Source organism: Streptomyces laurentii, from assembly GCF_040635425.1.
GTDB lineage: Bacteria > Actinomycetota > Actinomycetes > Streptomycetales > Streptomycetaceae > Streptomyces > Streptomyces laurentii.
This window is the reverse complement of the sequence record NZ_JBEYHT010000003.1, coordinates 194,723-207,665: the sequence shown is the minus strand read 5'-3', so window position 1 is coordinate 207,665 and position 12,943 is coordinate 194,723. Positions and strand designations below refer to the sequence as shown.

Annotated in this window: 11 protein-coding genes; 6 read left to right on the top strand and 5 right to left on the bottom strand. The window is 73.2% G+C overall.

From position 1 onward, the window contains the following. Window positions 1-84 precede the first annotated feature (84 nt). Complete coding sequence (locus ABZ693_RS03545) at window positions 85-1,584, bottom strand: DUF2079 domain-containing protein (protein ID WP_435842330.1); 1,500 nt, start codon at window positions 1,582-1,584, stop codon at window positions 85-87. Window positions 1,585-1,686: 102 nt separating this feature from the next. Between ABZ693_RS03545 and ABZ693_RS03540 the strand changes: the two genes are divergently transcribed. The 4 genes from ABZ693_RS03540 (at window position 1,687) to ABZ693_RS03525 (ending at window position 5,500) form a co-directional block, all read left to right on the top strand. Beyond that, entirely contained in the window at window positions 1,687-2,532 is an 846-nt protein-coding gene (locus ABZ693_RS03540; protein WP_359872861.1) for an FHA domain-containing protein, read from the top strand. Continuing rightward, entirely contained in the window at window positions 2,529-4,013 is a 1,485-nt protein-coding gene (locus ABZ693_RS03535; protein WP_359872859.1) for a protein kinase domain-containing protein, read from the top strand. Before ABZ693_RS03540 ends, ABZ693_RS03535 begins: the two co-directional genes overlap by 4 nt. Window positions 4,014-4,067: 54 nt before the next feature. Next, the gene (locus tag ABZ693_RS03530; RefSeq protein ID WP_359872858.1) at window positions 4,068-4,967 is read left to right on the top strand and encodes a peptidoglycan DD-metalloendopeptidase family protein; all 900 of its coding nucleotides are present in this window, start codon (window positions 4,068-4,070) and stop codon (window positions 4,965-4,967) included. A 143-nt stretch (window positions 4,968-5,110) separates the two neighbouring features. Further along, window positions 5,111-5,500 (top strand): hypothetical protein, encoded by a 390-nt coding sequence (locus ABZ693_RS03525; RefSeq protein WP_359872856.1) that lies wholly within the window; start codon window positions 5,111-5,113, stop codon window positions 5,498-5,500. 87 nt (window positions 5,501-5,587) lie between these two features. On the opposite strand, the gene purH is transcribed toward ABZ693_RS03525, so the two are convergent. Both purH and purN read right to left on the bottom strand, forming a co-directional pair. Next, window positions 5,588-7,153 carry a bifunctional phosphoribosylaminoimidazolecarboxamide formyltransferase/IMP cyclohydrolase gene (purH, locus tag ABZ693_RS03520; protein WP_359872854.1) on the bottom strand — a complete coding sequence of 522 codons (1,566 nt, stop codon included), beginning with the start codon at window positions 7,151-7,153 and terminating at the stop codon, window positions 5,588-5,590. Beyond that, a complete protein-coding gene (purN, locus tag ABZ693_RS03515; protein WP_359872916.1) occupies window positions 7,128-7,757 on the bottom strand; it encodes a phosphoribosylglycinamide formyltransferase in 630 nt (209 codons plus the stop codon). Before purN ends, purH begins: the two co-directional genes overlap by 26 nt. 311 nt (window positions 7,758-8,068) lie before the next feature. Here purN and ABZ693_RS03510 point away from each other — a divergent pair, with 311 nt between their 5' ends. Further along, the gene (locus tag ABZ693_RS03510) at window positions 8,069-8,812 is read left to right on the top strand and encodes a hypothetical protein (RefSeq protein WP_359872852.1); all 744 of its coding nucleotides are present in this window, start codon (window positions 8,069-8,071) and stop codon (window positions 8,810-8,812) included. A 93-nt stretch (window positions 8,813-8,905) separates the two neighbouring features. Here the strand turns inward: ABZ693_RS03510 and ABZ693_RS03505 are convergent, their stop codons facing one another. After that, window positions 8,906-10,525 carry a cell division protein PerM gene (locus ABZ693_RS03505; RefSeq protein ID WP_359872851.1) on the bottom strand — a complete coding sequence of 540 codons (1,620 nt, stop codon included), beginning with the start codon at window positions 10,523-10,525 and terminating at the stop codon, window positions 8,906-8,908. Between the two features lie 119 nt (window positions 10,526-10,644). Here ABZ693_RS03505 and ABZ693_RS03500 point away from each other — a divergent pair, with 119 nt between their 5' ends. Further along, the gene (locus ABZ693_RS03500; protein WP_359872849.1) at window positions 10,645-11,871 is read left to right on the top strand and encodes a sigma factor-like helix-turn-helix DNA-binding protein; all 1,227 of its coding nucleotides are present in this window, start codon (window positions 10,645-10,647) and stop codon (window positions 11,869-11,871) included. A gap of 173 nt (window positions 11,872-12,044) precedes the next feature. Here ABZ693_RS03500 and sucD read toward each other — a convergent pair whose 3' ends face one another. Next, complete coding sequence (sucD, locus tag ABZ693_RS03495) at window positions 12,045-12,929, bottom strand: succinate--CoA ligase subunit alpha (protein ID WP_359872847.1); 885 nt, start codon at window positions 12,927-12,929, stop codon at window positions 12,045-12,047. Between the last annotated feature and the right edge of the window lie 14 nt (window positions 12,930-12,943).

The window sequence follows — 12,943 nt, the reverse complement described above, 5'->3', positions numbered from 1 at the left end:
CACTCCGCTCACGCCCCGAGGGCCGCCCGGCACGACGCCGGGCGGCCCTCGGTCGTTCTCCGCGGGAAGGTCCGCGGGCGCGCGTCACTGCCGCTTCAGCACCACGAACTGCCCCGCCTGCGCCGACACCGCGTACCGCGTCCCCGGATGCAGCTGCCCGGCGAGCCCCACCGGGTCGGTCACCGGCTGGGACCAGCCGGAGGCCAGGTCCAGGGCGAGATAGTCGGGACTGACGCTCGGCGCGCCGCCCACCCAGTAGACGGTGTGGTCGCCGGTGAGATGGGCCATGAGCGTCACGTTCGTCTCCACGCTCGTCCCCGCCGGCACCGCCGCGACCGCGCGCCGCGCGTCCAGGGTGCGGGCGTCCGTCCGGTACGTGTCGGCGCGCAGCAGCTCGCGCAGTGGCATGTCGAGGGTGTGCACCAGCGCGACCGCCGTGACCACGGGGACCGCGACCCTCCCGTACGCCACGAGCCACGGGCGCGGCGACGTACGCACCGCGCGGACCGCGTCGACCAGGGCGAGGAAGACCACCGGCATGAGGAGGGCGCTGTAGTGCCAGAGCATGCCCCAGTGGTTGGGGTCCTGGGAGAGGAAGCGCCAGCCGAGCGTCGGCAGCACGAGCAGCGCCAGCGGGGAACGCAGGCACAGGAAGCCGGTGATGCCGGCGAGGAAGAGGAGCATCTCCCACTTCTCGCCCTGGCCGAACGCGCCGAGGAGCGAGTCGAGCGGCGACAGGTCCGCGCCCTCGCCGGTCTTGTCGATCTTGGACCAGTAGTCGTACTGGCCGGCCTGGCTCGCCGCCGGGATGAGGACGAGCACGGTGAGCGCGAAGAAGGTGACGCCGAACGCGGCGAGCATCGCGCCGAGGCGCTTCTGCCCCTTGAGGAAGAGGACCGCGCCGACCATGGCCACGGTCAGGCCCATGTCCTCCTTGACGAGGACGAGCGGCGCGGCCCACAGGACGGCGGCGTTCCAGCGGCCGAGCAGCAGGGCCCGGCAGGTCAGGGCGAGCAGCGGGACGGCGAACGCGATCTCGTGGAAGTCGGACTTGACTGCCTCCTGGAGCCCCCAGGACAGCCCGTACGCGACGGTGAGCGCGATCCCGGCGGCCCGGCTGCCGAGCACCTGCTGGGCGGTACGGCCGACGATCGCGGCGGAGGCGGCGAACAGCGCGGCCTGCGCGAGGAGGAGGACGAGCGGGGAGGACCACAGCCAGTACAGCGGCGCCAGGAGCGCGGTCACCGGGCTGAAGTGGTCCCCGAGTATGAGAAAGCCGGGGCCCTTGATGTCGACGATCGGGGCGCGCAGTTCGGCATAGGCCCGGACGGACTGTTCGAAGATCCCGAGGTCCCAGGAGGGCGTGCGGAACCGCGCGTACTGCACCCAGGAGTAGAGGAAGTACAGCCCGCCGAGGACGGTCGCGATCAGCGCGTACGGACGGTACGGCGCGGGCGCGAGTGCCGCGGGCGGCGGTCCGCTGTCCCCTTCGGCCTCGGGCGCCGCGGGCTCCGCCTCGGAACCGTTCTGCACATCCAACACCGCGCCCCCAGGAACCAGCCGCCGACGAAAAGAGCAACTCATTAGAACAGAGGTCCCCCGACCGGCGGAATCGTCGGCGTTATGGGTTCGTTCAGCGCCGCTCGCTAGCCTTTTCCCAGGGCAGACCTCGGGGAAGGAAGCGCCATGTTCAGCGCCTTCGAACACACCGTACGTCCCACCACAGGAACCGCTCCCGGCACCGGTCCGGGCTGCGGATCCGGTACCGGATCCGGCACCGCGTACAGCATCGTCGTGGTGCCCGCGGGCGCCGCGGGCCCATCGGACCAGATCCGGCTGGCGCCCGGCGACCGCCTGCACTTCGGCCGGTGCGCGCCGCGGCCGGACGGCGGGCCGGGACAGCCGGCCCGTCATCTGCGCATCCCGCACCTCGGGGTGTCCCGCTCGGCGGGCGAGATCGTGGCGGCCGGCACCCACTGGGCGCTCAGCAACTTCAGCCCGGCCTCCACCTACGTCGTCGAGAACCCCGAGGGTGCCGGAGAGCACATCAAGGTGGCGCCGGGGCGGGTGGGCGCGCCGGTGCCGTTCGAGTTCTCGCGGATCGTGCTGCCCGCCGCCGGGGAACTGATCGACTTCGCGGTCTGGGCACCGCGCCACGACTACGTGAGCGGCGTCCCCGACGACGGGAGCGGCGAACCGACCGCGCTCGCCTTCCCGCTCGACCGTGACAAGCGCTACTTCCTGGTGCTCGCCGCGCTGTGCGAGCCGCGGCTGCGCGGCACTCCGCACGCGCCGCTGCCGACGGTGGACGCGGTGGCCGAGCGGCTGCGGCCGGTCTGGCCGGGTGCGAACCGGGCGGCTGTGCAGTGGAACATCGACTACCTCGCCGTGAAACTGCGCCTCAAGCCGGCCCCGGACAGCGCCGACGCGGGGCCGCGTCTCAACGGCAAGAAGGAGACGCTGGTGTCCCTGGCGCTCCGCTTCGACCTGGTGCGCGAGGAGGACCTGGAGGCGCTGGTGGTGGCCCGGTGACCGCGGGCTTCCCGCTGAGAGTGGAGCCCGGCTACCGGGTCGGCAGATGGGTGGTGGAAGGCCCGCTCGGGGCGGGCGCGTTCGCCAGCGTGTACGCGGCACGGCGGGCCGAGGACCCGACGGAGCTGGAGGAACTGGAGGAACTGGAGGACCGGGAGGAGCGGGAGGAGCGGGAGGACCGGGAGGACCGGGAGGAACCCGAGGAGCCGGAACCGGGGCCCTCGGTCGAAGGGCCCGGGGACGAGGTCGCGCTGAAGTTCCTGCCGACCGGCACCTGCACCCCGCGCGGCCTGCGCCACCTCAAGGACCTCGTCGAACGCGAAGTGGAGCTGCTGAGCCGCTTACGGGCGCCGCGGCTCATCCGCCTGTACGAGACCCTCACGGTCGACGACCCGGCGGACCCCGAACTCGACGGCGCCACCGTCCTCGTCCTGGAACGGGCGGACCGCTCCCTCCAGTCGCTGCTCGGCGCGTCCGGCACCGAGTCCGGGATCGACACCGCCCCCGGCCTTCTCACCGAGATATGCGAGGGCCTCCACCAGCTCCACGGCGCCGGCTGGGTACACGGCGACCTCAAGCCCGGCAACGTCCTGCTCATGCCGGACGGCACCGTCCGGCTCGGCGACTTCAGCACCGCCGGCGAGCTGGAGGGCACCCACGCGTACGGTCCGGGCATCGGGACCCCGGACTACACCCCGCCCGAACTGCTCTGGCCGGAGATGGGCGCGCGCGGCACCCAGGTCCGGCCGAGCAGCGACATCTGGGCCTTCGGCGTCCTCGCCCACCTGGCCCTCACCGGCGTCCACCCCTTCCCCGGCGGCACCCCGGCCGCCCGCCGCGACGCCGCCGTCCGCTACGCCCGCGGCACGGACGACCTGCGGCTCTCCCCCACGCTTCCGAAACCGTGGCACGCGATCGTCGCGGACTGCCTGAGCCGTACGCACGAGACCCGGGTCCCGCACGACGCCACGCTGCTCCTGGAACGCGTACGGCGGGCCGCGGCGGGCGAGACACCCCGGCAGCGGCCCTGGCCGGTGCGGCATCTTCTCCTGAGCACGGGCCTGCTGGCCTCCGGCACGGCCCTCGGTCTCGTCGCCGGACTGTTCGTCTGGGGCCGGGGCGGCACCGACCCGGGCTACGAGCGCTGCGCTCCCGGAGCGGTGTGCTTCTTCAGCCGCCCTGACGGCAAGGGGGACATCTGCCTCTGGCAGGGCAGCTCCGCGGACTGGAGGAAGACGGAGGCCTGGCGCTGTCCCTGGCTGAAGGCCAATCCGGTCCTGTCGGTGTTCAACAACGGCTTCGGCCCGGAGGAGGGCACGCCCGTGCCTGCCCTGAACTACTACGCCGAGGCCGGGCGCAAACGGCTCCTGGGCTGTCTGGCCCAGGGCACCCGGCTCAACTTCGCCGAGCCGATCCGTCCCCTCTCCCACGAGTGGACCGTGCGGTGCACCGCACCCTCGGAAATCCGAGTAACAGCCTGACGGCGTGCGCGGCCAAGGTGGACTCATCCGACAGAGGATGGGGGAACCAGCTTCATGTCCGTCACATCACTCCGCACTCGCCCCGCGCTCACCGCGCTCGCCGCGTTCCTGGCTCTCGTGGCAGCGGTCCTCGGCCTCGGCACGGCCGTGGGCCCCGCCGCCGCCGCGACCACCGCCGCCCTGCCCCCCAAGCCGGCCTTCCAGATGCCGTTCGCCTGCGGCACGAAGTGGGACCTGGACGCCTACGACTCCACGCACAACCCGGCACTCGACATCGTGGCGGAGGGGAACCCGGGTTCCGACGGTCGGCCCGTCTACGCCTCCGCGCCCGGCACGGTCTCCGCCGTCTACGTGGACACCGGTTCCGGCAACACGATCCAGATCAGCCACGGCAACGGCTGGTTCACCGCCTACTACCACCTGCAGGAAGCCCCGGACGCCTTCGTCCGCAAGGGCCAGCAGGTCAACGGCGGCACCCGCATCGGCAGCGTCGGCAAGTCCGGCAAGAACTCCCACGACTGGGCTCACCTGCACTACGAGCAGCGCTACCGCGCCACCGGTGACTTCACGGACCAGAACGACCGCGTCCCGGTCCACTTCAACGGCGTCCAGTACACCGGCGTGGGCGAGAGCTGGACCTCCGTCGCCAGCCGCAACTGCTCCACCCCGCAGCCGTACGCGAACTGCCCCGCCGGCAACGTCTGCTTCTACTCCGGCGCCGACGGCACGGGCGAGGTCTGCAAGACCGACTCCGACAACCCCGGCATCAACTGCGGCCTGCGGAAGTCCTACTTCAACAACGGCACCGCGCAGGAGGGTTACGACCACGCCTACGTCGGCTTCGCCGAAGGCGGCTCCCAATGCCTGCACTTCGGCGCGGCGGAGGGCCAGGGCAACTTCCCCTCCGGCGGACGCACGATCACGTCGGTCCGGTGGGGCGGCGAGTGCCCGTAGGGCTCCCCTGAGGCACCTGCAACACCCGCATCCGCACGCGCCTTGAGGCACCAGGCGCACGAGCGGGCGGGCCGGATTCACCGGCCCCGGGTCCGCGCGACCCGTCATCACTCATCGAAGGACTCTCACCAAAGGAGCGCACCATGCGTAAGTTCGGCACAGCCCTCGCCACCCTCGGGCTCGCGGCCACGGCCCTGCTCATCCCCGCGACGGCGGCCCAGGCCGAGTCCGGCAGCACGCGGCAGAGCGCCGAGGCGTCCGTCATGGCGACGAAGTACTACTTCAACACCTGGAGCAACGCCACGAGTTACCGGGACGCGAGCAACTTTGCCCCCATGGGCACTCTGTGGGCCGGCCGGAACTACTTCTACTGCCAGGAAGCAGGGCAGCGAGTATGGGACAGCGCCAACAACTACAACTACTGGTGGGCCAAGACCGACGACGACAGCGGCCACAGCGGCGTGTACGTGTCGGCCACGGCCTTCTCGGTGGGCGGAAACGACCAGCCGATTCCCGGCCTGCCCAAGTGCTGACCGACCGCTGACCTTACGCGGCAGGGCCGGAGGCCGGGGCGCGCAGCCCCGGCCTCCGGCCCTGCCGGTGTCAGCGGGTGTCGACTGTCAGTGGAAGAAGTGGCGCGTGCCCGTGAAGTACATCGTCACGCCCGCCTTCTTCGCCGCCTCGACCACCAGCTCGTCGCGGACCGAGCCGCCCGGCTGGACGACCGCCTTGACGCCCGCGGCGGTGAGGATCTCCAGGCCGTCCGGGAACGGGAAGAACGCGTCCGAGGCCGCGTACGCGCCGCGCGCCCGCTCCTCGCCCGCCCGCTCGACGGCCAGCTTGGCGGAGTCGACGCGGTTGACCTGGCCCATGCCGACGCCGACCGAGGCGCCGCCCTTGGCGAGCAGGATCGCGTTGGACTTGACCGCGCGGCAGGCCTTCCAGGCGAACGCCAGCTCGGCCAGCTCCGCCTCCGACAGGGCCTCGCCGGTCGCCAGGGTCCAGTTCGCCGGGTCGTCGCCCTCGGCCTGGAGGCGGTCGGTGACCTGGAGGAGGGCGCCGCCGTCGACGGGCTTGACCTCGACCGGGTTGGCCGGGGCGCCCTCGGCGCGCAGCACGCGGATGTTCTTCTTCTTGGCGAGGATCTCGACGGCGCCGTCCTCGTAGCCGGGGGCGACGATGACCTCGGTGAAGATCTCGGCGACCTGCTCGGCCATGGCGACCGACACCGGGCGGTTGACGGCGATGACACCGCCGAACGCGGACAGCGGGTCGCAGGCGTGCGCCTTGCGGTGGGCCTCGGCGACGTCGGCGCCGATCGCGATGCCGCACGGGTTGGCGTGCTTGATGATCGCGACACAGGGCTCGGTGTGGTCGTACGCGGCCCGGCGCGCGGCGTCGGTGTCCGTGTAGTTGTTGTACGACATCTCCTTGCCGTGCAGCTGCTCGGCCTCGGCGAGGCCGCCCGTGCCGTCGACGTAGAGCGCGGCGCCCTGGTGCGGGTTCTCGCCGTACCGCAGGACGTTGTTGCGGGTGTACGTGGCGCCGAGGAAGTCGGGGAAGCCCGAGTCGTCGGCGGCGGCGTAGTCGTCGGCGAACCAGCTCGCGACGGCGACGTCGTACGCGGCGGTGTGCCGGAACGCCTCGGCGGCGAGCCGCTTGCGGGCGGTCAGGTCGAAGCCGCCGGCCTGGACGGCGGCGAGCACGTCGGCGTACCGCTCCGGGCTGGTGACGATCGCCACGGACGGGTGGTTCTTCGCCGCGGCGCGCACCATCGACGGGCCGCCGATGTCGATCTGCTCGACGCACTCGTCCGGGGTGGCGCCGGAGGCGACGGTCTCACGGAACGGGTAGAGGTTCACGACGACCAGGTCGAAGGGCTCGACGCCCAGCTCGGCGAGCTGCGCGCGGTGCGACTCCAGGCGCAGGTCGGCGAGGATGCCGGCGTGGACGCGCGGGTGCAGCGTCTTGACGCGGCCGTCCAGGCACTCGGGGAAGCCGGTCAGCTCCTCGACCTTGGTGACCGGGACGCCGGCCGCGGCGATCTTCGAGGCGGTGGAGCCGGTGGAGACGAGCTCGACCCCGGCCTCGTGCAGACCGCGCGCCAGCTCTTCGAGCCCCGTCTTGTCGTAGACGCTGACGAGCGCGCGGCGGATGGGCTTAACGGTGTCCGTGTTCACCGACATGAACCTTTCGTCCCTCAATGCTGTAGCCGTTGCGGGCGAGGCGCCCCACGACCTCGACGAGCAGCGAGCGCTCGACGTCCTTGATGCGCTCGTGGAGCGCGGCTTCATCGTCCTCGTCCCGTACCTCGACCACGCCCTGGGCGATGATCGGGCCGGTGTCGACGCCGTCGTCGACGAAGTGGACGGTGCATCCGGTGACCTTGGCCCCGTAGGCGAGTGCGTCGCGCACGCCGTGGGCACCGGGAAAACTGGGCAGGAGCGCCGGGTGGGTGTTGACGACCCGGCCGCCGAAGCGGGCCAGGAACTCCTTGCCGACGATCTTCATGAATCCGGCCGAGACGACCAGGTCCGGCTCGTACGCGGCGGTGGCCTCGGTGAGCGCGCGGTCCCACGCCTCGCGGGTGCCGAAGTCCTTGACCCGGCAGACGAAGGTGGGCAGCCCGGCGCGCTCGGCGCGCTCCAGTCCGGCGATGCCGTCGCGGTCGGCGCCGACCGCGACGATCTCGGCACCGTAGCCCTCGGGGTCGGCGGCGATCGCGTCGAGCAGCGCCTGGAGGTTCGTGCCGGAGCCGGATACCAGGACGACGAGGCGGGCGGCAGCCACTGAGGTCACTCTTTCCATGGTGTTTGTGCGGTCGTACGAATGAATCGCATCCCCCGATACGGGGAACCCTACGAAGAGCGCGACCGCGAGCAACGATACCGGCACTCGGGACGGCCCCCACGGGACGGGGGCCTGACCGGGAGGTAGCGTCAGGGTCCGAAGGGCCGCCAGGCCGGGCCGCACCGGGGCTGCACGAGGGTCAGCGCGAGGGCCGCGGCCGGGTACGACCGCGCTCGCCGATCGCACGAACACGCGACGGCGCGGGTGCGCGTACGACAGCCGACAGACGACAGAGGGAAGACGTCCAGCAGATGCCGGATCGCCAGTCCACGAACGACAACAACCCGTTCGCGCCGCCGCCGGAGGGTCGTCCGGACCAGCCGTGGAAGCCCCGGACCTCTCCGGGCGCCGACGGTTCGGGCTCCGCGGAGGCCGGGGGGTCCGAGGACGGTTCGCCGTCCGGTCCGGGCTGGAGCAGCAGTCAGCCCGGCCGGTCCTCGGACGGATGGGGCCGCCGCCCCGACCGGCCGGGCGACTCCGGCGGCCCGGGCGGCGGTCCGGGCGGCTCCGGTGGCGGTCCGGGCGGCTCCGGCGGCCCGGGCGGCTCCGGCGGCCCGGAGGGCGGGCAGGGCCCGGGGCTCCGCTGGGACCCGACGGACCCGGCGCAGCGGCGGGCACGGTACGCGGTGCTCTCGGGCATGTGGGCGTTCTTCTTCTCGTTCTTCGTGCAGGAGATCGCCCTGCTGCTCGGCGCGCTCGGCGCGTACTGGGCGATCAGCGCCCTGCGTTCGCGCCCGAAGGCCCCGGAGACGCCGCTGTCGCCGGCCCAGACCCTCGCGGTGGCCACGGCCACGCGCTCGAAGCAGGTGGCGGCGATCGGCGGTCTGGTCGCGTCGACGGTGGCGCTGATGATCGTCGCGAGCAGCTTCGCGGTGCACATCGCCTACCGCGACTTCTACCAGTGCCGGGACGACGCCCTGACCCAGCAGAGCCGCCTGGCCTGCAACGACCTGCTGCCGAAGCCGCTGCAGAACACGTTCGGGGTCCGGGAGTAACCGAGGCGATCACCGGAACAATCCCGCGGTGCGGTGCTCCTTCGTCGACGGCGCTCGCCCCCGCGGAGGTCCGGCACCACCGGTAGAGCGCCGTCAGCCCGGCTTCGGAGGCTCCCAGGCGGCGGGCATCACGCCGTACCCGTCCTCGCCCGTGTCGTCGTCCAGGCCCTCCAACGCGTCGAGGGCTTCGAGCGCGTCGAGGCGGGCCAGTGCGCCCGCCGACGCGCCGCCGTGGACCGGAGAAGGGGCCGGTACGGGGAGGGGTGCGGGTCGCGCGCCCGGCGTGGGAGCGGCCGACGGCGGCCCCGGCGGACCGCCGCGCCGGACCAGCCGGCCCCAGGCCCGCGCGCTCCCGGTCCGAACGCTCCGCTGCTCGGCGTCCGGCTTCCCGGCTCCCCGCTTACCCGCTTCCGGCTTACCCGCTTCCGGCTTCCCGGCGGGCGCCGGTACGGGCGCGGCCATCACCCGTGCCGCCGTCGCGCGGCGGGCCGACCAGCGGCCCCAGGCCCCTACCACCAGCGCCGTCGGCACCCCGAGCACCGCGCACCACAGCGCGGCGGCCGGGCCGGTCTGCCACCACACCGGACCGAAGGCGGCGAGCCGGCCCGCGCCGAGCGGGCCGCCCGCGAGCGCCGTGAGGAGCGCGACGGCCACCCCGCAGAACCCGGCCGCCCCGAGGGCGGCGAGGGCCGCGTGCCGGGCCGGCCGGTCGTGCGCGGACCGGCCCGCCCGGCGGCCGAGGGCCAGCCCCGCGAGCACCGGGACGGCGCCGGCCGCCCAGTGCGCCCAGCCGGCGGGGCCGGGGCCGGGCAGCGCGGCGAGCAGCGGGAAGTCGGGCCGGGCGGGGGTGGCGGTGTGCCCGAGCGGGCCGAACGGGCCGACGAGGGCGCCGGTGCCGAGGACGAACCCGGGGCCGAGACCGTACGCCACGCCCCACACGACGGCGTTCGGCAGCAGCACGAGCGCGAGCAGGGTGACGGCGAGCCGCCCCGACCACTCCCCCGCGAGCGCGCCGAGCGACATCTGTACGGCGCCGACGTGCCACAGCAGCGCGCCCACGACGAGCAGCCCGCCCGCGCCGAGCAGGGCGGCGAGCGCGTGCCCGGCGGCGCCCAGTGCGTCGGCCGCGGTGCCCCGCCCGGGCAGCGGGCGGCCGTGCGCCGACCAGGCGCCCACGCAGGCCGCGGTGAACACCGTGACGGGCGTCCAGCAGCCCGCGCTGACCAGGTCGGCGGGGAACGCGCCGGCCTCCGTGTAGATCACCACCACCGCCGCGACCAGCAGATATCCCCCGGTGACGGCGGCGACGGCGCCGGCCGGCGAGGGGACGGGCCGGGTGTCGCCGGGGTCGAGGGTGTCCCGGGCGGCCCGGTGCGCGAGATACATCGGCAGGACGCAGAGCAGCAGCGGGGTGACGCCGAGCGGCGCGGGCACGCCGGAGACGGTGTCCGTACGGATCAGATCGGCGCCGTGGGCGAGCAGCCACAGTCCGGCGGCGGTGTGCAGGGCGCTGTCGGCGCCGCCGTCGGGGTACGGCGAGGAGATCCAGACCGCGGTCACGAGAACGGCGAGCGCGCCGATGCCGAGACAGGCCGCGACCCCGCCCCGTACGAAAGCGGTGGCCAGCGCGGCGGATCTGCGGCCCTGGACGGGGACGTCGTCGGGCGCCGGGGGCGGAACGGGGGACGGGCGCGGGGCGGTCAGGTGGGTCACGGGGGTCATGCTGCCAGCGACACGCTGCTTTGCCCGCGTAACGGGCGAATACAGGGGGTGTCGATCAAAATACGTTTATGTACTTTTCCGCTCAGGGCCGCACCCGCGGGAGGTAGCCGATGAACCCGACCCCTCCGCCCGTCGCGCTCCCCTCCCCCAAGGAGCGGCGCCGGCTGCGAGAAGCGCTCGCGCTGAGCGAGGAGCAGGTCGCCCAGGCCCTCGGCGTCACCCGGGCCACCATCAGAACCTGGGAGACCGGCCGGGCCTCGCCCAAGGGGCGGGAGCGGCAGGAGGCGTACGCGCGGCTGCTCGGCGTGTACGAGGAACCGGCCGCGCCCGGTGCGGAACGGCCCGCCTGGCTGACCTCCGAGGCCACCGCCGACGCCCCCGGGGAACGGCTGAAATCGAAACCGGATCCGGAACCGGAACCGGAGGCCCCGGAGACGGCCCCGGTCCCGCCCGTTCCAGCCGCCCCGCCCACCCCGGCCGTCGGCCTGACCCCGCACGAGGCGTTCGACGCGCTCTACGCGTGCGTCATGCCCGGCCTCCTCCACCAGACCTACCTGCTCACCGGCCGCCGCCGGCTGGCCCGTGAGTCCGTCGCGTGGGCCTTCCGGCACGCCTGGCAGCACTGGCCCGAGGTCGCCCGCGACCGCGACCCGGCGGGCTGGGTGCGCGCGGCGGCCCACGACTACGCGCTGTCGCCCTGGCACCGCTTCCAGAGCCGCCACCGGCGCGCCGACGCCCCGCCCGCCGACCCCGCCCGGCGCGAGCTGCTCGCCGCGCTGCAGGCGCTGCCGACCCCGTACCGCCGCACCCTGCTGCTCTACGACGGCCTCGGCCTGGGCCTGCCGGAGACGGCCGCCGAGACCGAGGCGAGCACCCCCGCCGCCGGGAACCGGCTGCTGCACGCCCGTACGGTCATCGGCCGCCGCATCCCCGGGCTCGCCGACCCCGAGGACCTGCGGCAACAGCTGTCCACCCTGGTCACGGACGTACCGGAGACCGCGAAGACCGCGGAAGGATCCGAGGAAGCGAAGGAAGCGGAAGAAGCTGAGGCGGCGAAGGACATCGCGCGCTCCGTGCGTACCGGCACCGAGCGCGGGGTGCGGCGGACGACCCGGGTCGTCATCGGGGTGACCGCCTCGCTGATCGCCGTCACCGCCTTCACCGCCGTGACCGCGCCCGACCGCTACATCCCCGTGATCGCGCCCGGCGAGGCCGTCGAAGGCGTCCCGGTGCTCGGCGGCCCGCAGAAGCTGGGCCCGCAGGACCTGCGGCTCCGCGACAAGCTGCGGAAGGCCCCGAACCCGGGCCCGGAACGCCTGGTCCCCCAGGCCGAATAGGCCGCACGAAGCAACCCGTCCACATGGATCCGTGCACACGAATCCACACAGCCGAACCCAAACAGGCGAACCACACAGGCGAATCCGCACACAGGAACGAAAGGGGCCCCGCCCCCGCCCGGTTTCCCGGGAGGGGGCGGGGCCCGCTCACGTCAAGCGATGTGCCCGCTGATTCAGCCCGCGAGGATCGCGCGCGCCAGCTTGGCGGTCTCGGTCGGGGTCTTGCCGACCTTGACACCGGCGGCCTCGAGGGCCTCCTTCTTCGCCTGGGCGGTGCCGGAGGAGCCGGAGACGATGGCGCCGGCGTGGCCCATGGTCTTGCCCTCGGGGGCGGTGAAGCCCGCGACGTAGCCGACGACCGGCTTGGTGACGTTGGCCTTGATGAAGTCGGCCGCACGCTCCTCGGCGTCGCCGCCGATCTCGCCGATCATGACGATCAGGTCGGTCTCCGGGTCGGCCTCGAAGGCCGCCAGGGCGTCGATGTGGGTGGTGCCGATGACCGGGTCGCCACCGATGCCGACGCAGGAGGAGAAGCCGAGGTCACGGAGCTCGTACATCATCTGGTACGTCAGCGTGCCGGACTTCGAGACCAGGCCGATACGGCCCGGCTTCGTGATGTCGCCCGGGATGATGCCGGCGTTGGACTGGCCCGGGGTGATGAGACCGGGGCAGTTCGGGCCGATGATCCGGGTCTTGTTGCCCTTCTCCACGGCGTACGCGTAGAACGCGGCGGAGTCGTGGACGGCGATGCCCTCGGTGATGACCACGGCGAGCGGGATCTCGGCGTCGATGGCCTCGACCACGGCGGCCTTGGAGAAGGCCGGCGGGACGAAGAGGACGGAGACGTTGGCGCCCGTCTTCTCCATCGCCTCGGCGACGGTGCCGAAGACCGGGATCTCGGTGCCGTCGAAGTCGACGGACGTGCCGGCCTTGCGCGGGTTCACGCCACCGACGATGTTGGAGCCGTCACCCAGCATGAGCTTGGTGTGCTTCATGCCCGTGGCACCGGTCATGCCCTGGACGATGACCTTGCTGTCCTTGTTGAGGAAGATAGCCATGGCTGTTCAGTCCC